This window comes from Actinacidiphila guanduensis, from assembly GCF_900103985.1.
GTDB lineage: Bacteria > Actinomycetota > Actinomycetes > Streptomycetales > Streptomycetaceae > Actinacidiphila > Actinacidiphila guanduensis.
Map to the genome: position 1 here is coordinate 70,866 of NZ_FNIE01000005.1, position 21,627 is coordinate 92,492.

Consider the following 21,627-nt stretch of genomic DNA (forward strand, 5'->3'; position numbering starts at 1 on the left):
ACCGCCCCTCGTCCCGTCCTAGTCCTTCTGGTCTTCGTCCCCGTCCTCGTCCTCGTCCTCGTCCTCGTCGGAAAGGGTCACGAAGTCGGTGACGAAGCAGGCCACCTCACCGGCGGCGGTCCGGCCGACCCACGTGGCGTAGGCGCCGTCGCCGAAACCGGTGGTGAAGAAGACGACCGCGGTGGGGTCCTCGCCCACGGCCAGCGTGATCGGGCTCGGCACCGTCACGCTGTCGCCGGGGTACATGGCGTCGAAGACGCGGTCGCCGAAGTCCTCCTCCGCCTCCAGCGCGCGGTAGGTCTCCGCGTCGAGGAAGCAGCCGGTGCCGCCGTCGACGGGGTAGCCGAAGTACTCGTCGTCGCCGAGCCGGGCCGGGTCCTGGCCCGCCGTGACGGCCAACTCCCAGCGGGCCACGGGCTCGTCGCGGACGACCAGGCGGGCGGCGGCCACTCGCCGGTCCTTGACCCGCCCGCCGGCGTCGAGGAGCACGATCTCCGACAGCACCACCTGGTACGTGCCGGGCGCCACCCGCGCGGTGAAGGCCATCGCGTCGGCGTCGTCGCCCCCGGCCATGAACGGCTCGATCGCGACGACCCGCCCGCTCGGCAGCGACAACGGCACCCCGGGCAGCACCCGTATCCGCGCCTCGAGCCCCTCGACGGGAAACGGATAAGGACCGCCTGCCGTCAGCAATCGCGCGAAGTCGGGCGGGGAAACAGCCATGTCAGCCTCCATCACCTGCGCACGACCCAACCCGGCCGCACGCCCGCAGAACCTACGCCCGAGGTCCGACAAAGGGCCGCCCCCGAGCGGCGCCCCTCGGGGGCGCGGGGAACTGCTCCCCCAGAGGGGGCACCCCCACCAGCCACCGACCGGCCTACGGCCGGGGACGGCGGGGCGGGGGGCAGATGCGTAGCCGAGGGGCGCGGGGAACTGCGCGAGCAACCAGCGACCGGCCTGCGGCCGGAGACGGTGGAGCTTCCTACGGCGAGTTGCCGTTCTCGGGGGCGCGGGGACCCCCACACAAGCCCAGAACCGGGCGGACGGTCCCGGAACCGTCGAGCGGGGGCTGCTCGGAGGGGAACCCCGTCACCAGCGGAGCTCAAAGCTCTGATACGAGCACATCCAGCTTCGGCCCCTCGCCCTCCACCGTGAACCCCAGGTCCCGCAAGGCGTCGGCAAGAGCCGCAGGCGTACGGGGCACCGCCCCCGCCGTGAAGAGCGCCCGCAGCAACCGCCCCTTCGTCGCCTTGTTGAAGTGGCTCACCACGGACCGCTTCTCGACCCCGTCCACGTGGGACACCTGCAGCACCCGCACCGTCGCCGTCCGCGCCGCGAGGCCCCCGGGCTTCCAGGCCGCCGCGTAGGCGGAGGACCGCAGGTCGAGGACGAGCCCGGAGCCCGCCACCTCCGGCAGCACCGCCTCCAGGTGCGGCCGCCAGTACGCCGCGAGCCCGCCTGCACCCGGCAGTCGCACCCCCATCGAGCAGCGGTAGGACGGCACCTTGTCGGTGAGCCGCAGCGCGCCCCACAGCCCGGAGAAGACCAGGACGGAGCGGCGGGCCCGGCGCAGCGCTGCGGGGTCGAGAGTGTCGAGGCCCAGCGCGTCGTAGAGGACCCCGGTGTACAACTCGGCGGCGGGGAGGGCGGGCGCGGTCCGCAGCGCCGCGTTCTTGGCGATCTCGCCGCGCAGCCCGGGGGTGAGCCCCAGCACCTGCGCGGCCTTGTCGGGGTCGCCCTCGCAGAGCGCCACCAGTTCGTCGAGCACCGCCGCCCGGGCCCCGGCGAGCGCCGGCAGCGACAGCCCGTCGAGTGCGAGCGGCCGGCCGCGGGTGGCGGTGGCCTTCCCCTCGGAGGGCGGCAGCAGTACGAGCACGGTCGTGGTCCTCTCGGGCGGGCGGCGTTCCGCAGCAGCGTAACCGGCCGGTGGTGGTGCGCAGGGCCGCCGGGGAGCCGATACGATGGCAGGACGGCAGACGAGCCGGGCGGACGGCCGCGTGGAGCCCCCAGGGGTTCCCCGAGGAACGTCCGGACTCCACAGGGCAGGGTGGTGGCTAACGGCCACCCGGGGCGACCCGCGGGACAGTGCCACAGAAAACAGACCGCCGGGGGCCTCGCGTCCCCGGTAAGGGTGAAACGGTGGTGTAAGAGACCACCAGTGCCCAGGGTGACCTGGGCAGCTAGGTAAACCCCACCCGGAGCAAGGTCAAGAGGGACCGTAGGGATACGGTCCCGCGCGGACGTTCGAGGGCTGCCCGCCCGAGTCCGCGGGTGGACCGCACGAGGCCGGCGGCAACGCCGGTCCTAGATGGATGGCCGTCTCCCCGGCCGCCGCGAGGCGACCGGGCGACAAAATCCGGCGTACAGCCCGACTCGTCTGCCGTACCTTTCCTTCTCCGCTCGGACCCGCGCCCCTGCCGCGGCACCCGCGGGCAGCAGTACGGACCGGGGCCGCCTGGGCCCCTCATCCGCGGTCCGGCCCGGCGGTGTGCCGCAGCGCGTCGAGCACGGCCCGCACCGCGGCGCGCGGCGGCGAGGCGCGGCGGACCACCGCGGTGATCGTGCGCGTGACCGGGGTCGCGAGGTCCTTGACGCGCACGCGGTAGCGGCGGTCCACCGCCAGTTCGGGCAGCAGCGCGATCGACAGCCCGGCCTCCACGTGCCGGAGCGTCATCGGGTAGCTGCTGAAGCGGCACACCACCCGCGGCTCGAAGCCCGACCGGCGGCACAGCCGCAGCGCCAGGTTCGCCATGTAGGAGTGCGGAGCGTCGAACGCCCACGCCTCCTCGGCCAGGCCAGCGATGTCGGCCGCGCCCCGCCGTGCCGCGGGGTGCCCGGGCGGCACCACCAGGACGATCGGGTCGGTGGCCAGCGGCACGAGGTCGAGGTCGGGGCCGAGGGGGAGTTCGTCGATGTCGGTGGTCGTGATGATGAGGTCCGCGTCGCCGGCCCGCAGTGCCGGCAGGCTCATGTGCGGTTCCAGCTCCAGCAGTTGGACCTCCAGGTGCGGGTGAGCGGCGGCCAGCCGGGTCACCGCCGGCACCGCCAAGCTGTGGATCGCGCTCTGGAACGCGCCCAGCCGCACCAGCCCGGCCGGCTCGTCGCCGAAGCCACGCAACTCCGCCTCGACGTCCGCCATCCGGTCCAGGATCTCCCGCGCCCGCCGCGCCAGGATCAGCCCGGCGGGCGTCAGCCGCACCCGCCGCCCGGTGCGCTCCAGCAGCTGGGTGCGGGCCTCGGCCTCCAGCAAGGCGAGCTGCTGGGACACGTTCGACGGACTCAGGTGGGCGGCCTGCGCCACCGCGCGCACCGTGCCCAGCGCCTCCAACTGGCTCAGCAGCCGCAGCCGCAAGGGGTTCAGCACGCGCCCATTGTTGTGCGGTTCCGCCGAACAGGACAGCCGGAATCGTGTGATGGACGTGCCGCTCCGGCCGCACCTACCGTCGCAGGCATGACCACTTCCCGCACCGGACCGGCGGCCGAAACCGCCGCGGCCGAGACCTTCTGGGCCGACGCCGAGCGTCATCTCGTGCGCTACGGCGTCGAGTTCGTCCCCGAGATCATCGAACGCGCCGCAGGCAGCTTCCTGTTCACCGCGGACGGCCGGAAGATCCTGGACTTCACCTCCGGCCAGATGAGCGCCATCCTCGGCCACGCGCACCCCGAGATCGTCGCGACCGTGCGCCGCCGGATCGCGGCGCTCGACCACCTCTACAGCGGCATGCTCAGCCGCCCCGTGGTCGACCTCGCCCGGCGGCTCGCCGGGACACTGCCCGCGCCGCTGACGAAGACGCTGCTGCTGACGACGGGCGCAGAGTCCAACGAGGCCGCGCTGCGGATGGCCAAGCTCGTCACCGGCCGGCACGAGGTCGTCTCCTTCGCCCAGTCCTGGCACGGCATGACCCAGGCCGCCGCGGCCGCCACCTACAGCGCGGGCCGCAAGGGCTACGGCCCCACCGCGCCCGGCAACTTCGCCATCCCCGCGCCCAACGCCTACCGGCCCGACTTCACCACGCCGGGCGGCGGCCACGACTGGCAGCGCCAGCTCGACTTCTCCTTCGACCTGATCGATGCCCAGTCCACCGGCAGCCTGGCCGCCTGCCTGGTCGAGCCGATCCTCAGCTCCGGCGGCATCATCGAGCCGCCGCCCGGCTACTTCGCGGCCCTGCAGCGCAAGTGCCGCGAGCGCGGCATGCTGCTGGTCCTGGACGAGGCGCAGACCGGCCTGTGCCGCACCGGCACCTGGTACGCCTTCGAGCGCGACGGGATCGTCCCCGACATCCTCACACTGTCCAAGACGCTCGGCGCCGGGCTGCCGCTGGCCGCGGTGGTCACCAGCCCCGAGATCGAGCAGGAGGCGCACGACCGCGGCTTCCTGTTCTTCACCACCCACGTCTCCGACCCGCTGGTCGCCGCGGTCGGCGGCACCGTGCTGGACGTGCTGGCCGCGCAGCGGCTGGACGAGCGGGCCCGCGTGCTGGGCGGCTTCCTCCGCGACGGGCTGACGGCGCTCGCCGAGCGTCATGAGGTCATCGGCGACATCCGCGGCCGCGGGCTGCTCGTCGGGGTCGAACTCGTCGTGGATCGCGAGACCAGGCGCAGCTCCGGCGACCTGGGCCGCCGGGTCACCCGGCGCTGCCTCGACCTCGGCCTGCACATGAACATCGTCCAGCTCCCCGGCATGGGCGGGGTGCTGCGGATCGCCCCGCCCCTGACCGCCACCGAGAGCGAGCTGTCGCTGGGCCTGTCGATCCTGGACCAGGCCCTCACCGACGCGGCAAGGACGCTCTGAGCCGCACGTCGGCCCGCCCCCGGTGCCAGGGGCACGGCTCCTACGTCCGTACCGGATTTGCCTAAATGGATTAGGCAAATGCAGAATCGTCTTCGGAAGAACCCGGAAGCGATACGGAGGACGGTCATGGTGCGGGCAGGACTGTCCACGGAGGGCCTGGTCCGGGCGGGGGCGGAGCTGGCCGACGAGATCGGCTTCGAGCAGACGACCCCCGCGGAGCTCGCCCGGCGGCTGGGCGTGCGGACCGCGAGCCTCTACTCGCACCTGAGGAACGCCCACGATCTGAAGACCCGCATCGCGCTGACGGCCCTGGAGGAACTCGCCGACCGGGTGTCCGCCGCGGTGGCCGGACGGGCCGGCAAGGACGCCCTGATCGCCTTCGCGAACGCCTACCGCGACTACGCCCTCGAGCACCCCGGCCGCTTCGCCGCCGCCCGGTTCCCGCTCGACCCCGAGACGGCGGCCGCGAGCGCGGGCGTGCGGCACGCCCGGATGACACGGGCGGTCCTGCGCGGATACGACCTGGCGGAACCGCAGCAGACCCACGCCGTGCGGCTGCTGGGCAGCGTCTTCAGCGGCTTCGTCGTCCTGGAGACGGCCGGCGGGTTCAGCCACAGCGCCCCCGACGCACAGGAGAGCTGGACCGAGATCCTCAACGGGCTCGACACCCTGCTGCGCACCTGGCCCACCACCTCCTGACCGGCCCCGGTGGCTCCGCCGCCCGCCCCCGGCCCACCGCCCCCTCCCACCGAAGAGACCACGACCATGCGCACCGAGCACGAGTGGACCACCACCCCCGTCACCGCCGGCCTCCTGCGTGGCGCCCTCGACGTGGAGCACACCGAACGCGGCCTGCTGCCGCACCGGCTGCCCGCGTCGGCCCGCCGGCAGATCCCCGACGGCCAGCTGGCGATGGCGGAGTCGCAGCCCTCCGGTGTGCGGCTGGCCTTCCGCAGCGGGGCCACCGCGATCGAGCTGGATGTCGTGGCCACCAAGCGGGTCTACGCCGGAGCGCCGACGCGCCCCGACGGGCTGTACGAACTCGTCGTGGACGGGCGGCCCGCGGGCCGGGCGAGCGTTCCGGACGGCGATGTGCTCAGCATCGACATGGCCGCGGGAACGATGGAGACGCGTCCCGGGCCGGTGCGGACCGTGCGGTTCACCGAACTGGCCGGCGAGGAGAAGGACATCGAGATCTGGCTGCCGCACGACGAGACCACCCGGCTGGTCGCCCTGCGCACCGACGCCCCCGTCCTCCCTGCGCCCACCGGCGGCCGCAGGGTCTGGCTGCACCACGGCAGCTCGATCAGCCACGGCTCCAACGCCACCGCCCCGACCGGGACCTGGCCCGCCGTGGCCGCGGCCCTGGGCGCGGTGGAAATGGTGAACCTCGGATTCGGCGGCGGCGCCCTGCTCGACCCCTTCACCGCGCGGGCGATCCGCGACACCCCCGCCGACCTGATCAGCGTCAAGATCGGCATCAACATCGTCAACGCCGACCTGATGCGGCTGCGTGCTTTCGGCCCGGCTGTCCACGGCTTCCTCGACACCATCCGCGAAGGCCACCCGACCACGCCCCTGCTGGTGGTCTCCCCTCTCTACTGCCCCATCCACGAGAACACCCCGGGGCCCTGCGCCCCGGACATCAGCGCGATGCGGGAGGGGCGGCTGCAATTCATCAGCACCGGCGACCCCGCGGAGACCGCCGCCGGGAAGCTGACCCTCACCGTGATCCGGGACGAACTCGCCCGCATCGTCCGGCAGCGCGCCGCCACCGACCCGCACCTGCACCATCTCGACGGCCTCGACCTCTACGGAGCGGCCGACCACGCGGAGCGGCCGCTGCCCGACGGACTCCACCCGGACCCCGCCACCCACCGGCACATCGGCGAGCGCTTCGCCCGGCTCGCCTTCGGCGACGGCGGCCCCTTCGCCCCGGAGCACCGCTGACCGGCCCACGGCACGGCCTGCCGTACGGCCGCGTCGCAACCGCCACCGGCAACGAGGGCACGCCCCCGCACCGCGGCGGTCCCACCCGCGGCTTCGCGCTGCGGCTACCAGCACTCGCGCAGGCCGGGCGTTCTTGTCTCCAGGACAGTTACGCGGCTTGCTCCCCGTGCGGCCGAGAGGTCCGCTCGCAGAGTCACCGGGTGGAGGCTCGCCACCCTTGTCGACGGAGGCGTATCGATGGGGTGGCGCGCCGCCGTGTCCAGGGTGAGCGTGACGGAGGTGGCCGTCTGGGAGGGGTCGGCGACGGCGATCGTGAGGCGGTGGGGCGTCGCGGAGACCACGACCGAGCAGGGGGTGTCCACCGTGAGGGGGCCGAGGCGGCCCGCGGAATGGAAATTGGCGGCCAGGACGCGGCCGGGCGCGTCCAGGACGGCCTGCACGGCGGGGGTGTTGGCGAGGACGCGGGCAGGGCGGTGGCGGGCCGCGGCTGCGGGGCCCGCGCCGGGCAGCAGCACGTAGGCGTAGGAGGCGTCCGTGGGGTCGGTGCCGTGGTCAAACCACAAAGTGAGGTAGGTGCGGGTCAACGGGGCAGTGCTGGAACCGGTGTTGATGTCGTGCCAGCTGCCCGTACGGTCCTCGCGCAGCACGTTGACCGTGCCGCCCTCGGGGAACAGGTAGGCGCCCGAGCCCTCGATCGCCAGGGAGCGCGGATTGCGGAAGCGGCGGGCCGTACCGGTGCCGGCGGGCTGCCGGTGGCCGTCCGCGTAGAGGGCGTTGCGGCCGTCTGCGCCCAGGTTGCGGTTGTCGACGACCGTCTCGACGGGCACGCCGTCGGCCGCGCTGATCCCGGCACCGAGGCAGACCACCGAATCGCCCAGGCAGAACCAGGACTTCATGCCCTGCAGTGTGCTGGACAGGCCCCGCACGTGCTGGCCGAGAGCGGCGTGGGTGCCGTCGGTGGCTCCGCCGGCCCAGGGCGCGTCGGGGCGCGGCGCGCCCCACGCGCCGCCCTCCCCGTCCGCCAGGCGCTTGGTGGACACGGTCGTGCCGGGCAGCCGGTAGGGGTCCACGGTGGGCCAGAAGGCGTCGGAATACTGGTCGTTGCCGTAAGTGCCGCCCCACCAGTACGTCATGCCGTTGCTGGTGTGCCAGCCCCGCAGGTTCTCCCCGTTGCCGTTTTCGTAGAAGGTGGTCCGGGTCGAGGACATGCTCACCGAGGCGGCCCAGCCCGGATGCCGGTGCACGGCCCGGTCCATGGCGAACACCCGGTGCCCGTCGGGCTCTTGGGCCGCAGGGACGGAGTCGTCGGCCAGCAGTGCCTGGGCGCGGGCGAGTTCGGGGACGCCGACGCCGGGGTCGGACAGGTAGGGGAGCGAACGCTCCCGCTGGATCCATCCCTTGACCAGGGACTTCCAGTGCGCGGACTGCTCGGCGGACGCCATGCCGGAGTCGGCCAGCCGCAGGATGTCGGAGATGAGGGCGTGGCCGCGTGTGTGGTCGCTCTGCGCGAGCGCGCTGGAGCCCTGCAGGCCGCGGCTGATGGCGCGGCCCGAAACGCCGTCCATCACCAGGCCGTTGAAGACGAAGGGGGCGTACGCGGCGGTGACGGAGTCCAGCACGTTGGCGGTCTGCGGGTCGGTGACGGCCCAGGGTGAGCCGGCAAGCAGCGAGAACAGCCAGCTGAGGTCGCCGAGCATCACCTCGCCGTAGGTGCCGGTGTAGGGGATGTCGGAGTGCTGGACGAACGAGCCGTCCGCGTACAGGCCGTCCCCGGTGGTGACGTAGGGGAAGACGGGCGACAGGGCGGCCGAGGCAGTGGCGATCTTGGCGGCGTCCTTGCCGATAACCCCGCGCAGTGCGATCACCTTGCACAGGTCCGCCCGGTTGGCCCCGGTGCTGTTGCCGGAATACGTGCCGACCGCCGAGTCCGGCACGAAGTGGTCGACGGCCGCGCAGTAGGCGGCGATCTGCGCCGCGTCGAGTTGCGGGTGGAGCAGCACGCAGGCGTCCAGCAGGGACTTGGGGGCGCCGATCTGCCAGTCCCACCAGTTGTCGTACGTGGCCGTGGTCGCGGTGTACACCTGCGCGCACAGCCGGTCCAGGCCGCCGGCGACGGCGGCGGCCAGGGCGGCGTCGCCGGTGACGCCCGTGCCGGGCTGGACGTACGCCAGCGCCATGGTGCGCAGCCGCACGCAACTCTGGGTGATGTTGTTGGAGACCTTGCCGAGTGGCAGGTCCGCCCACAGCGAGGCACCGGTGGTGAGGCTGTCGCGGAACTGCGCGGCCTGGCTGCCGAGCGCGGCCAGGGCGGCGGCGTACGGGGCCACGGTCGCGTCGAAGCCGGCGCCGGTGATGAGGAGTTGCCAGCGCGAGCGCAAGGTCTCGAAGTCGTCGTCCGTAGCGGCCGGGACCGCCGCGGGCGTACCGGCCGGCGGCGCGTCGGCGGCGGCCGGACCGGTGGAAAGGGCCCAACTCCCGGCGCTGCCCGCGGTGACGGCCGCCGCGGCGAGCAGCAGCCCGCGCCGTGGGACACCCGGCGCCGATCGCACGGCCCCCGCCACGCCGGCAGCCGCGGCGGCGCCTGTGCCTGCCGCGTCATCGGCGGCCGTAACCGCCGCCGTACGCGCCGTGCCTCTTCCGCCCGTGCCCGATCCCGTCGTCCTGCCCATGGAAACGCCTCCCTGGTGCGACTGCCGGCCGACGGCGGGACGTCGAGCAGAGCCGTCGGTGCCCGGGCGGGAGTGGCCCCGGCCGGGTCGGGGAGAATGTAAGCGGTTTCCATGAACAGCGTCAACGGAGGGGACGCATCGACGTGTTACGGCGCGCGTGCTGTCATTGCCCTGTGCGAACACCGGATTTCACACACGTGCGGGGCGACTCTCCGGCCGCGGCGATCCGGTAAGCGGTTCCAGGCGCTGCGGGGCCACCACTCGGGGAGGGGTCAGCCGCGCCCGCGCGGGGCCACCGACTGCCGCACCACCACGTGCGTGCCCAGCACCACGTGCTGCGCGGGTCGTTCGGGGTCGTCGCGGTGCAGGGCGAGCCGGACCGCGGTGCGGCCCAGCTCCTCGTGCGGGATGTGCACGGTGGTCAGCGCCGGGTGGACGTCCTCGGCCGGGCTCAGGTCGTCGTACCCGACCACGGAGACCTCGTCGGGCACGCCGCGCCCCGCCTCGCGCAGGGCGGCGACCGCGCCCGCGGCCACCGGGTCGTCGCAGGCCATGATCGCGGTGAACGGCAGCCCCTCGGCGAGCAACCGCCGGGTCCCCTCGTAGCCGAAGGAGCGGTTCAGCCGGCCGGGCCTGATCAGCCGCGGGTCGAGGGTGAGCCCGTAGGCGGCCATGGCCCGGCGCAGCCCGGCCGTGCGCGCGTCGGTCGCGGTGTTGCCCTCGTGGCCGCCGAGGAAGACGATCCGCTCGTGCCCGGCCGACAGCAGGTGGCTGGCCACGGCGTAGGCGCCGCCCTCGTTGTCGTACTCCACCACCGTGACCGGCAGGTCGTCGCCGGGGGAGGGGCGGCCGCACAGCACCAGGCGGGAACCGGCGCCGTCGAGCGCGTACGCCAGGCGGGCCATCCGCTCCCGGTACTCGGGGGTGTCGGCGATGCCGCCGATCAGGAACACCGCGTCGGTGCGCTGCTCACGCAGCATCGAGACGATGGCCAGCTCCCGCTCCGGGTCGCCGTCGCTGGCGCAGATCAGGCAGAGCCGGCCCTCCAGGGCGGCCTGGCGCTGCACGCCGCCGGCGATGGTGTTGAAGAAGGGCGCGGTCACATCGCTGAGGATGATCGCCACCGTCTTGGTGTGGCTGCCGGCCAGCGCGCGGGCGTGCGCGTTGACCACATAGTCCAGGTCGCGGATCGCGCGCATCACCTTCGCCCGGGTGGCGGGGGCGACCGGGTGGCTGGAGTTCAGCACCCGCGAGACGGTGGCGGCCGAGACCCCGGCGCGCCGGGCGACGTCGCTGACCGTCGCCTTGGGCGCCGTGCCGGCCGCGTTCCCGCCCTGGGACCCGTCGGCCCCGTCGCCCCCGCTGCCTGCGCCACCGCGTCTCGCCCCGCTGCGGGCCATGTGCCGTCCCATCGTGCTGGAGAAGTCGATGGGGGGACGCTAGCCGGTCCGTGCCGCCCGCGCCGAGGTGCCGGGCAGGAAGTGTGCCAGCGCGGTACGGATCTCCGGCCGCCGCTGCCCCGCGGCGAACTCCGCGAGCGCGGCCTCCACGACCAGACCGAGCCACAGGGCGGCCCCGGCCACCGGATGCGGCCAGCCGAGGACCGCGAAGTCGTCGCCGAGGACCTGCGCGGCCTGCGCGTTGCGCTCGGCGATGGCCTGGGAGATCGCGGGCTCGGCGCGGGCCTCCAGCAGCAGGGCGCGCACCCCGCGGTGGCGCAGGCAGCCGTCGAGGTAGGCGTCCGCGGCGGCGATCAGCCGGGCGCGGCCCGGGGCGAGATGGGCGACGGCCGCGGTGATCTCGGCGAACAGCCGGTCGTGGAACTCCTGGTGCAGGGCGCGCAGGAAGCCGGAGCGGTCGCCGAAGTGGTGGAAGAAGGTGCCCTTGGCGAGGCCCGCCTCCTGCACCACCAGGTTCACGCTCATCCCGGACAGGCCCACCCGCTCGCACAACCGCAGGCCGGCGTCGAGGAGTTCGCCGCGGGTGCCGGCGGCGCGTTCGGCGCGCGTGGTCACGATGTCCTGCCTCGCTCCCGTGCCGTCGGTGCCGTGCGGCCGCTGAAGTCGGCGGCGCCGGAGCCCCGCTCAGGCCGCCGCGCCGCGGGCCGCCCGGTGCGCGGCCTCAGCGAAGGGTAGTACCTCGGCGAGGAAGCCCGCCGGGTCGGAGGCGAACACGACGTGGCCGGTGTCGAAGGTGCGCAGCCGGGCGCCGGGGATCGCGGCCCGCGTCTGCCGGCCCGCCCCGCGGGTGAAGACGATGTCCCGCCGGCCGAACGCGACCAGCGTGGGCGCGGTGATGCGGGCGGCCAGCGGGCGCAGGTCGAAGGATGTGTGCCCGAAGCTGCGCCACAGCCCGGCGGCGGTCCTGGCGCCGGTACCGCTCGATCCCCGGGCCACCGTCTCGGCGGTGATCCTGCGGTCCTCCTCGGTGCGCGGGGCCATGTAGCGCGGGACGAGGAAGGGGGACACGCGGCGGTAGATCCCCGGCCGGCCCAGCAGGCGGGTGCCGAGGGCGACATGGGGGCCGCGCCGGGTGAAGCCGCCGGAGTTCACCAGTACGAGCCCGGCCACCCGCTCGGGGTGGGTGATCGCGAGCCGGGCGGCGGCGAAGCCGCCCACCGAGTTGCCGACGAGAACGGCCGGGCCGGGATCCAGCCGGTCGGTGAAGTCCACCAGCACGTCGGCCAGTTCGCCGGCGCCCACGGTCCGCCCCGGCGGGATCGGGCCGGAGGCGCCGTGCCCCGGCCAGTCCGGCGCGAGCACCCGGAAGTGCTCGGCCAGACCGTCCAGCACGCCGCCGTAGTCGCGGTGGTCGTGCAGGTTGGCGTGCAGCAGGACCACGGGCAGGCCCTGTCCCCGCTCCACGAAATGGACAGGGCCCAGACCCGTGCGCACGCTCGCCATGCCCGGCACATTACCCATTGACCGACCGGTCGGTCAATGAAATAGGGACCGAACTGCAGCCGCCCACAAGGAAGTCGGCACATCCCTGGCGACTCGTGGGGCGGTGTGTGGCGCAGGCCACGCCGGGCGGCGTCAACACCGCCTCCCGGGCCCGCGTATCCCCTCCCGTCACAGCGCGCGGGCGGAAGCGAGGGAGGATGGCCGGTGAGGAAGGCGGGCGATGGGGACGGCGGGCGGCGGTGACGGGGGCCAGGGTGTGGCGGGCGCGCCGGAAGGACACCGTCGAGGCGGCCCCGGCCATGCGCAGCGAGAAGGACGTGCGCGCCGCCTACCGCGAGTACGGCGGCGAACTCCTCGGATTCGCCCGCAACGCCCTGGGCGACGAGCAGTTGGCCGAGGAGGTCGTGCAGGAGGTGTTCCTGCGCGCCTGGCGGGCGGCCGACGGCTACGACGCGCGCCGGGCGAGCCTGCGCACCTGGCTCTACGCCATCGCGCGCAACGCGGTGGTGGACGCCCGCAGGCGCGCCGCGGCCCGGCCCGCGCCGCCCGAGCGGCACGTCGGGGAGCAGCACGACGGCCCCGCGGTCCCCGACCCCTACGACCGGCTGCTGCAGCGCATCGAACTCGACGAGGCGCTGGGCCGGTTGAGCCCCGACCAACGGCAGGTGATCGTCCAGGTGCACGTCCTGGGCCGCTCGTGCGCGGACGTCGCCGCCGAGTTGGGCATCCCGGCCTCGACTGCGCGCAGCCGCCTCCACCACGGCGTCCGCGCCCTGCGCGGCATCCTCCAGGAGAACGGATGGCTGGCCCCGTGAATCCAGTGGATCCCATGAACCCCATGAGCGCCGGGTGCGCGCGGACCGCCGAGGAACTGACCGAACTCCTCATGCTGGGCGAGGAGTTGCCCTCCGGTCTGGCCGACCACGTGGCGGCCTGTCCGCGCTGCGCGGCCGAGGCGCAGGAGGTGCGCCAGGTGCTGCGCACCTTCGAACGGGCCGGGTTCCGCGCCTCGTTGCTCCCCGAACCGGCCGCAGGCGGGGAGCCGGCGCACGCAGCCGTACCCCGGCTGCGCCGTCAGGACGGCCCCGAGCCCGCCGGGAACACCGGCACGGCACCCGCGCGGCGGCGTCCGCGCCGCCGCGCCGCCCTGGCCGCAGGCGCCCTCCTGCTCGCGGCCTGCGCCGCCGCGCTCGGCCTCGTGGCCACCGCGGGCCGGCGGGCCGCACCGGACGCCGCCGATGTCAGCGTCGCTCAGGAGGGGCGGATGGTCCCGCACTCCTGGGGAACGGAGGTGCCCGTGCTGCTGTCCGGGCTCGCCCCGGGCCGCACCTACCGGCTGGAGACCGGCGACGCCCACGGGCACCGCCAGACCGCGGGCAGTGTCCACGCAGGCGGCAGCGGCCGCCCCATGCATGTCCGGATGGTGACCGCGATGCCGAGGAGCGCCATCACCACGCTCTACGTCCAGGACACCCGCGGCCGCATGGTCGCCGAGATCCGCGTCACCCCGCGACCGGCGCCGGGCGCGACCGGAGTCTGACCCGCGGGCCGCGCACGCGGGTCCCGCTCCACCCCCCCGTACTTCCCGGGGCACGGCCCCTACCGGGCCGCGCCCGGGTCCCGCCTGCCCATCGGGCATCCCATATATGGAGGTTCATCCCGTGTTCTCCCTCAAGGGCGTCGCCGCCGCCACCGCGGTCCTCGCCGGGGTCGGCGCCACCGCCCTGTCCACGACCGGCGGCCACCACGCCGCCGCGGCGGCCGCACAAGCGGCTCCGTCCGCCTCCTCCGCACAGCCCCTCCAGGCCGCCGCCCGGTCGGCCGCCACCACCGCCGGCGACGGCACCTCCGCCCCGGTACGGATCTCCGGCCGCGACCGCGTCTACACCGCGGACCAGACGTCGAACACCGTCACCGTCATCGACCCCTCCACGGACCGGACCCTGGGCACCATCGCGCTGGGCGCCCAGCGCCTGGGCGCCACGCTCAGCCCGCAGTACACCGCCGACGTGGGCGTGCACGGCCTGGCGTTCTCCCGCGACGACACCCGCCTCGGGGTGGTGAGCGTCACCAGCGACACCGTCGACATCATCGACATCGCCACCAACAAGGTGCTCAACTCCACCGATGTCGGCCGCGCCTCGCACGAGGGCACCTTCACCGCCGACGGCAAGGAGTTCTGGGTCGCCGACCGCGGCCGCGACACCGTCACGATCGTGGACGCCGTCCACGGCGGGGTGATCGGAAACGTGCACGTGGGCCCCGGGCCGTCCAAGGTCGTCCTCAGCCCGGACGGGAACACCGCGTACATCAACCACATCAGCGCCGCCGAGATCACCGCGGTCGACGTGCACACTCGCAAGGTCCTGTACACCATCACCGGACTCGGCGACAGCTTCTCCTCCGACGAGGCCATCTCGCCCGACGGCACCGAGCTGTGGGCCGCGCACAAGCGGGTCGGCCTGACCAGCGTCGTGGACCTCGTGCACCGCAAGGTCGCCGCCGTCCTCACCACCGGCCCGGACACCAACCACCCCAACTTCGCCCGGACGGCGGCGGGTTCGCTGGCCTACCTCACCGTCGGCGGGCTGGACGAGACGCTCGTCTACCGGCGGGTGCCCGGCGGCACCCCCCAGCTCCTCACCCGCATCCACGACCACGGCCACGCCCCGCACGGCATCTGGCCGAGCGGCGACGGCAGCCGCATGTACGTCGACATGGAGAAGTCCGACGCGGTGGACGTCATCGACACCGCCACCGACCGGGTGCTCGACACGCTGCGCACCGGCCAGGAGCCGCAGGCCCTCGTCTACGTGCCGAACGCCGCGCCCGCCGGTTCGGCCGCGAACCTCGGCACGCAGGGCCTGGGCGCCGGACCCCGCAACGTGCCCACCACGCTGCCGGACGGGACCGCGGGGGAGACCATGCGCCCGGGCGGCAAGGGGCGGCAGCTGGAGGCGACCGTCCGCCCGGTCAGCGGGCTGGACATGATCCAGCTCCAGGCGCGCGACCTGAGGCCGACCACCACCTACCAGGCGTACTCCGTGCTCGCGGGCGGGCAGCGCATCCCCCTGCTGTCCTTCACCACCGACGCGAACGGCAACGCTCCCCAGGTGCTGGCCTTCGCCGACTTCACCGGACGGAGCATCGCCCTGGCCGACAAGGGCGCCGCGACCGCCCAGACGCTGGAGCAGATGAAGACCACCGCCGCGGCCATGCACCCCGGCTCCGACGACGCGGTCGAGGCGGCCGCGCTCGACGAGTGCTGCTGCTGACGGGCCGGCCGCCGATGTCCTCCCCGAAGTCCCCGCGGGCAAAGTCCGCTTCAGCCCTGCGCCGCCGCGTGCTGCGCGCCGCGCCGGTCTGCGCCGGGCTGTGCGCGACGGCCCTGCTGGCCCTGGCCGGGCCCGCCTCGGCCCACGTCAAGGTGTTCTCCGACGACGCCCGGCAGGGCCGCCCGGCCACCCTGCGGTTCCGCGTCCCCTCCGAGCGGACCGCCGCCGTCACCGTCCGGGTGGACGTCTCCTTCCCCGAGGACGTCGCCCCCGCCTCGGTCCCCCCGGTCGGCGGCTGGACCGACCAGGTCGAGCGGCCCGGCCCGGACGGGCGCACCCACGTGGTGTGGACCGCCCGGGCGGGCCACGAGATCGCCTCGGACGACGTGCGGTCCTTCACGGTCGAGGTCGCGCCGCTGCCCAAGGACGCGAGCGTCAGCTTCGACGCGGCCCAGACCTACTCCGACGGCTACGTCGTCGACTGGGACGAGGCGCAGCACGGGGCCGCGCCGCCGGCCTTCCCGGCCCCCGTCCTGGTCCTGGACGCCGCCGCGTACAACGCCGAACAGGCCCGGGCGCAGGCGACCACGGCGGCTCCCCACCCCTCGGTCTCCGCGGCTGCCGCGCAGACGGCGTCCGCCTCCGGCAGCGGCTCCGGTACGGGCTCCTGGCTGCCGTGGACGGTCGCCGGCGTCGCCCTGGCGGCGGCCGCGGGCACCGCTCTCGTACGGCGCGGAAAGCCTCCCACGGCGAGCGGTCACTGAAACTGAGCGCAGGGCGCCCGCCTGACAGCCGGCCGGGCGCCCGGCCGCCCCGGCACCCCCACAGCGCGGGGGCGGCGGCGGAGGCAACCCCTCCGCCGCCGCCCCCCGGTCACGGACGGCCCCCGGCCGGGCTTCCGGTCTCCCTCCCCGACCCGTTTGCCTCCCCGTCCGGTTGCCGCTCCCGTCCTGTCCCGGCCCGGCCCCGCAGCGGCCCCGCACCGGCCTCGGGCCCGCCTCGTGTCTTCGTCCGGGCCGCGGCCCGGCTCCCCGGCCGCGGCACCGGTTCGCATCCGCGTTCCCGTGTGGCGAAGGCAACCTTCCGCCGTGCTCGGCGCGTTGACCTCTGCGGGAGGAGTCCGGTGCGGAGTCGGGACCGTCGGGGAAGACTTCCGGCACAGGACACCATGGGACACTGGTCCGGGTGGCGGTCGCGGGTGGCGGAGAGAAACACAGGCGGCGGCCGCAACCGAACGGGCGGGGTACTGCCTCCTACAGGTAGTGCGACCTGCGAGATGGGGAGACTCGATTGATCACGTCACCGGCGGCTGACACCGCCGCTCACGACACGGCCCGGCCGGGGGGCCGCTCGGCCCGCGGCAGCCGGACGGCCAAGGGGCTGCTCGCGCTGGCGCTCGGCGCCGTCCTGCTGGGTGCTGCCGCCTGCGGCGGGAACAGCGGGTCGTCCGCCGGCAAGGACGGCCAGGACGGCAAGGGCCAGGGCAGCACGGCCACCACGCCCGCCCCGCAGGCGGCGGTGAGCATCCAGCCCGCCAACGGCGCCACCGGCGTGGACACCACCGGTGCCCTGAAGGTCGCCGCGGCCAAGGGCAAGCTGACCAAGGTCACCGTGACCGACCCGGCCGGCGACCCCGTGGACGGCGCGATATCCGCGGACGGCGCCAGTTGGACGCCGGCGGCCACGCTGCACACCGGCACCAAGTACACGGTCAACGCCACGGCGACCGACGCGTCCGGCCTGACCACCCAGCGCCAGTCGTCGTTCACCACGCTGAAGCCGAAGTCGGTGAACTACGGCAACTTCAACATCGAGCCCGGGGCGACCTACGGCGTCGGCATGGAGGTGTCGATCCGGTTCAACAAGCCGGTGGCCGACCAGGCGCTGACCCACAAGAACATCACCGTGACCGCCAGCCCCGCGGTGGACGTCCAGGGCCACTGGTTCGGCAACCAGCGGATCGACTTCCGGCCCGAGCACTACTGGGCCCCGGGCACCAAGATCACCCTCCACCTGCGGCTCAACGGCGTGCAGATGTCGCCCGGCGTGTACGGGCAGCAGTCCAAGGACGTGTCCTTCACCGTCGGCCGCTCGCAGACCTCGGTGGCCGACAACACCTCCAAGACGCTGAAGATCTACCGCAACGGCGCCCTCTACAAGACCTTCCCCGCGAGCCTGGGCGACGCCCAGCACACCACCTACAACGGCAAGATGGTGATCGAGGAGAAGGACCCGGTGGTGGACATGGACTCCCGCACCGTGGGCCTGGGCAACGCGTACCACATCAAGGACGTCCCGCACGCGATGCGGCTGTCGGACTCCGGCACCTTCGCGCACGGCAACTACTGGCGCCCGGTGTCGACGTTCGGCCACGAGAACACCAGCCACGGCTGCGTCGGCCTGCACGACGTCAAGGGCGGTGGCGACCCCAGCACCCCGGCCGCCTGGTTCTACAGCCACTCGCTGATCGGCGACGTCGTCGAGGTCGTCCACTCGCCCGACAAGGTCATCGACCCCGGCAACGGCATCAACGGCTGGAACATGTCCTGGGCCGCTTGGACCGCCTGACCGAATCGCCGGAGCGAACCGCCTGAGCACCACACCCCGTAGCACCGATCGAAGCCGGACCCGAGCCGGCCCGAAGCCCGGTCGCGGCACCCGCCCGCGCCTCCCGGAACCACCGCGCCCACCCGCGCGGCCCGGGAGGCGCGGGCGTTTTCGCGCGCCCATCTCATGAAGCCGATCCTCCGACGTATCGTGCCATGTGCAGCCGCCCAACCCGCTGCAAAACGCCGTAAAACGAGCGATCAAGGGTGCACCTCCCCATCCCTCTCACGGCACTTGACGGGATGTTTGGTTCAGCAGTTGAATCCCCTGCGTAACAGGAACCGCTTTTGCCAGAAGTGCTCAGCGGGGCGTGTGCGACAGCTGTGCACGCCTCCCCCCACCGCAAGCAGGCGCAAATGGAGCGGTACACACCGGCGAGCCGTGACGTGCACGGATGCCCTGCCGCGGGGCCTGCGTTCAACCACTGAACATCGGAGCGTCACATGGGTGTGTCACGTCGTACGTTCATCAGCACGCTTGCCGGCGGGACCGCCGCCGCGGGACTGACCGCGGCCGGCCTCGGCGCGGGGACCGCCCGCGCCGCCGGACCCGCCACCGCGGCGGCACCCGCCGCCAGCGGCGCTGGTGACGTCGTCGGGAAGATCACCGTCGGCTACCAGGGCTGGTTCGCCTGCGCGGGCGACGGCGCACCCATTGGGGGCACCTCCCCGGGCGGAGCCTCGGGGGGAGGGTGGTGGCACTGGAGCCAGGACTGGGGCCAGGCGCCCTCGCCGTCGAACAACGCGATCAAGGCATGGCCGGACATGCGGGAGTACGCCAGGACGTACCCGACCGCGTACCAGAACCTGAACGGCGGTGGCGCGGCCACCCTGTTCTCCTCCTACGACCAGCAGACGGTCGACACCCACTTCGCGTGGATGAAGACCTACGGCTGCGACACCGCGGCCCTGCAGCGCTTCAACCCCAACAGCTCCGAGGGCCCCACCCGCGACGCCATGGCGCAGAAGGTCCGGCAGTCCGCCGAGGCCAAGGGCGTGAAGTTCTACATCATGTACGACATCTCCGGATGGACGAACATGCAGTCGGAGATCAAGACCGACTGGACGAACAAGATGAAGGCGCACACCGACAGTTCGGCCTACGCCACGCAGAACGGCAAGCCGGTGGTGTGCATATGGGGCTTCGGCTTCAACGACAGCAACCACCCCTTCAGCGCCGACGCCTGTCTGGACGTCATCAACTGGTTCAAGGGCCAGGGCTGTTACGTGATCGGCGGGGTGCCGCGCGAGTGGCGCACCGGCACCGGCGGTTCGCGGGCCGGCTACGGCGACGTGTACCACGCGCTGAACATGATCTCGCCCTGGATGGTCGGCGCGATCGGCAACGCCGGCGACTCCGACAACGCGTACACCACCTACACCGTGCCCGACCAGGCCGACTGCAACGCCCACGGCATCGACTACCAGCCCTGCGTGCTGCCCGGCGACGTCTCGGCCCGCCAGCGCGCCCACGGCGACTTCATGTGGCGGCAGTTCTACAACATGTGCCGGGCCGGGGTGCAGGGCATCTACATCTCGATGTTCGACGAGTACGGCGAGGGCAACCAGATCGCCAAGACCGCCGAGAACGCCTCGATGGTGCCGGCCGGATCGGGCCTGTGGGCGCTGGACGAGGACGGCACGGCCTGCTCCAGCGACTACTACCTGCGGCTGACCGGCGACGGCGGCCGCATGCTCAAGGGCCAGATCGCCCTGACCGCCACCCGCCCCACCCAGCCGCAGGGCGGGTCCACCTCGGGCAGTGGCGGCTCGGCGGTCACCTTCAAGGCCCGGGCCAACGGCCTCTACGTCACCGCGGACGACGCCGGTGCCTCCCCGCTGATCGCCAACCGCACGGCGGCCGGCCCCTGGGAGACCTTCGACCTGGTGGACGCCGGCAACGGCAACGTGGCCCTGAAGGCCCACGCCAACGGCCTGTACGTCACGGCCGACAACGCCGGCGCCGACCCGCTCATCGCCAACCGCACCGCGGTCGGCGGCTGGGAAAGCTTCCAGCTCGTCCACAACTCCAACGGCACCGTCAGCCTGAAGGCCCAGGCCAACGGGCTCTACGTCACCGCGGAGAACGGCGGCGCGGCCGCCCTGATCGCCAACCGGACGACGATCGGCACCTGGGAGCAGTTCGACCTCACCACCGGCTGAGGCCGCCGCAAGCGTCGGGCCGGGCGGTCCCCCCACCGCCCTGACAGTGGCCGTCCGGCCCGGCTCCCCACCCCGTACCCGCACCGCCCCCCCCCGTGACCGCCCGGCCGGGCCGGCGGGTGCCCGGTGGCTTCTCGGGGGCCCGTCGGCGCGGCGTCAGTCCACGCCCGGGTAGCGCACCCCGATCCGCTCGCGCACCCGGTCCAGGGTCCGCATGACCGCCAGCGACCCCTCCAGCGGCACCAGCGGCGACTCGGTCTCCCCGGCCCGCAGCGCCCGCATCACCTCGCGCGCCTCGTGCCGCATCGTGGTGTGGTCGGGGTCGGCCGGGTGGATGTCGGCGAAGGCGACCAGTTCGGGCTCCCGGTCGCGCCGGTGCACCACCATCTCGCCGGCGTGGAAGAAGCCGTCGCGGATCTCGATCCGCCCCGCGGTGCCGGTCACCACCGCGGGCGAGCCGATGTCGGAGGTGAAGCCGCAGCTGAGCGTCGCCACGGCGCCGTTGTCCCAGCCGAGCACGATGCCGGTGGCCGCGTCGGTGCCCTCCGGCAGCAGGTGCCCCCACGCCTGCACCGCGTCCGGCTCACCCAGCAGCAGCTGCGCGAAGGACACCGGGTAGACGCCCAGGTCGAGCACCGCGCCGCCGCCCAGGGCGGGATTGCGCATGCGGTGCTCGGGCGGGAAGTCCTGGAAGAACCCGAAGTGCGCCGACACCCCGCGCACCTCGCCGATCGCGCCCTCGCCGACCAGCCGCACCAGCTCCCGTATCAGGGGGTTGCAGTACGTCCACATGGCCTCCATGAGGAACAGCCCCCGGTCGCGGGCGAGCGCCACCAGCTCGCGCGCCTCACGGCTGTTGATCGTGAGCGCCTTCTCGCACAGCACCGCCTTGCCCGCCTCCAGGCACAGCCCGGCGGCCTCGCGGTGGTGGGAGTGCGGCGTGGCCACGTACACCACGTCCACGTCCTCGTCGGCCGCCAGCTCGGCCCAACTGCCGTACGCCCGCGCGATGCCGTACCGCTCGGCGAACGCCTTGGCGCTCTGCGCGGTGCGCGAGCCGACCGCCACGACCTCCGCGTCCTCCCGAAGCGACAGCAGCGCCTCGGTGAAGGTCGCGGCGATGCCGCCGGTCGCCAGGATGCCCCAGCGGATCTTCCGTGTGCCCTCGCTCATCGCGTTGCCCGTCCTCGCTCCTCGTACCTGCGCCCTCACGCGTCCGGAACCCACCGTCTCGGTCACCGGATATCCGCTTCTGGCGGCCCGCGCCGA

17 protein-coding genes and 1 other RNA gene are annotated in these 21,627 nt (G+C 73.7%); 10 read left to right on the forward strand and 8 right to left on the reverse strand.

Annotated features, from left to right (window positions below):
• Positions 1-18: 18 nt before the first annotated feature.
• Both BLR33_RS12000 and yaaA read right to left on the reverse strand, forming a co-directional pair.
• Positions 19-723, reverse strand: coding sequence for a DUF4241 domain-containing protein (locus BLR33_RS12000; RefSeq protein WP_093784380.1), 705 nt, complete (start codon positions 721-723; stop codon positions 19-21).
• 379 nt (positions 724-1,102) lie between these two features.
• Positions 1,103-1,876 (reverse strand): peroxide stress protein YaaA, encoded by a 774-nt coding sequence (gene yaaA, locus BLR33_RS12005; RefSeq protein WP_176930239.1) that lies wholly within the window; start codon positions 1,874-1,876, stop codon positions 1,103-1,105.
• 101 nt (positions 1,877-1,977) lie between these two features.
• Between yaaA and rnpB the strand changes: the two genes are divergently transcribed.
• Positions 1,978-2,380: RNase P RNA component class A (gene rnpB / locus BLR33_RS12010), an RNA gene on the forward strand.
• 84 nt (positions 2,381-2,464) lie between these two features.
• On the opposite strand, the gene BLR33_RS12015 is transcribed toward rnpB, so the two are convergent.
• Complete coding sequence (locus BLR33_RS12015) at positions 2,465-3,364, reverse strand: LysR family transcriptional regulator (RefSeq protein WP_093784381.1); 900 nt, start codon at positions 3,362-3,364, stop codon at positions 2,465-2,467.
• Between the two features lie 87 nt (positions 3,365-3,451).
• Between BLR33_RS12015 and BLR33_RS12020 the strand changes: the two genes are divergently transcribed.
• The 3 genes from BLR33_RS12020 (at position 3,452) to BLR33_RS12030 (ending at position 6,742) form a co-directional block, all read left to right on the forward strand.
• Positions 3,452-4,792, forward strand: coding sequence for an aspartate aminotransferase family protein (locus BLR33_RS12020; protein ID WP_093784382.1), 1,341 nt, complete (start codon positions 3,452-3,454; stop codon positions 4,790-4,792).
• Between the two features lie 126 nt (positions 4,793-4,918).
• Positions 4,919-5,491, forward strand: coding sequence for a TetR/AcrR family transcriptional regulator (locus BLR33_RS12025; protein ID WP_093784383.1), 573 nt, complete (start codon positions 4,919-4,921; stop codon positions 5,489-5,491).
• Between the two features lie 66 nt (positions 5,492-5,557).
• Positions 5,558-6,742, forward strand: coding sequence for a GDSL-type esterase/lipase family protein (locus BLR33_RS12030; RefSeq protein WP_093784384.1), 1,185 nt, complete (start codon positions 5,558-5,560; stop codon positions 6,740-6,742).
• Positions 6,743-6,846: 104 nt separating this feature from the next.
• Here BLR33_RS12030 and BLR33_RS12035 read toward each other — a convergent pair whose 3' ends face one another.
• The 4 genes from BLR33_RS12035 to BLR33_RS12050 all read right to left on the reverse strand — a co-directional run bounded on the left by BLR33_RS12035 (position 6,847) and on the right by BLR33_RS12050 (position 12,314).
• The gene (locus BLR33_RS12035; RefSeq protein ID WP_176930240.1) at positions 6,847-9,291 is read right to left on the reverse strand and encodes a polysaccharide lyase 8 family protein; all 2,445 of its coding nucleotides are present in this window, start codon (positions 9,289-9,291) and stop codon (positions 6,847-6,849) included.
• 392 nt (positions 9,292-9,683) lie between these two features.
• Positions 9,684-10,811, reverse strand: coding sequence for a LacI family DNA-binding transcriptional regulator (locus BLR33_RS12040; protein WP_245771355.1), 1,128 nt, complete (start codon positions 10,809-10,811; stop codon positions 9,684-9,686).
• Between the two features lie 39 nt (positions 10,812-10,850).
• Positions 10,851-11,426, reverse strand: a complete 576-nt coding sequence (locus tag BLR33_RS12045) for a TetR/AcrR family transcriptional regulator (RefSeq protein ID WP_093784387.1) — start codon at positions 11,424-11,426, stop codon at positions 10,851-10,853.
• Between the two features lie 69 nt (positions 11,427-11,495).
• On the reverse strand, positions 11,496-12,314 hold the full coding sequence (locus tag BLR33_RS12050; protein WP_176930241.1) for an alpha/beta fold hydrolase: 819 nt from the start codon (positions 12,312-12,314) through the stop codon (positions 11,496-11,498).
• 299 nt (positions 12,315-12,613) lie between these two features.
• Here BLR33_RS12050 and BLR33_RS12055 point away from each other — a divergent pair, with 299 nt between their 5' ends.
• From BLR33_RS12055 to BLR33_RS12080, 6 genes are all read left to right on the forward strand, one after another.
• Complete coding sequence (locus tag BLR33_RS12055) at positions 12,614-13,129, forward strand: sigma-70 family RNA polymerase sigma factor (protein ID WP_093784766.1); 516 nt, start codon at positions 12,614-12,616, stop codon at positions 13,127-13,129.
• A 14-nt stretch (positions 13,130-13,143) separates the two neighbouring features.
• Positions 13,144-13,854 (forward strand): hypothetical protein, encoded by a 711-nt coding sequence (locus BLR33_RS12060; RefSeq protein WP_143031680.1) that lies wholly within the window; start codon positions 13,144-13,146, stop codon positions 13,852-13,854.
• A gap of 121 nt (positions 13,855-13,975) precedes the next feature.
• On the forward strand, positions 13,976-15,589 hold the full coding sequence (locus BLR33_RS12065) for a beta-propeller fold lactonase family protein (RefSeq protein WP_093784390.1): 1,614 nt from the start codon (positions 13,976-13,978) through the stop codon (positions 15,587-15,589).
• Entirely contained in the window at positions 15,577-16,353 is a 777-nt protein-coding gene (locus tag BLR33_RS12070) for a DUF1775 domain-containing protein (protein ID WP_093784391.1), read from the forward strand. The genes BLR33_RS12065 and BLR33_RS12070 overlap by 13 nt, the downstream gene beginning before the upstream one ends.
• 526 nt (positions 16,354-16,879) lie before the next feature.
• The gene (locus BLR33_RS12075; protein ID WP_093784392.1) at positions 16,880-18,157 is read left to right on the forward strand and encodes a L,D-transpeptidase; all 1,278 of its coding nucleotides are present in this window, start codon (positions 16,880-16,882) and stop codon (positions 18,155-18,157) included.
• Between the two features lie 482 nt (positions 18,158-18,639).
• Positions 18,640-20,358, forward strand: coding sequence for a lectin (locus tag BLR33_RS12080; RefSeq protein WP_093784393.1), 1,719 nt, complete (start codon positions 18,640-18,642; stop codon positions 20,356-20,358).
• Between the two features lie 156 nt (positions 20,359-20,514).
• On the opposite strand, the gene BLR33_RS12085 is transcribed toward BLR33_RS12080, so the two are convergent.
• Positions 20,515-21,531 (reverse strand): Gfo/Idh/MocA family protein, encoded by a 1,017-nt coding sequence (locus tag BLR33_RS12085; RefSeq protein WP_093784394.1) that lies wholly within the window; start codon positions 21,529-21,531, stop codon positions 20,515-20,517.
• Positions 21,532-21,627: the final 96 nt, after the last annotated feature.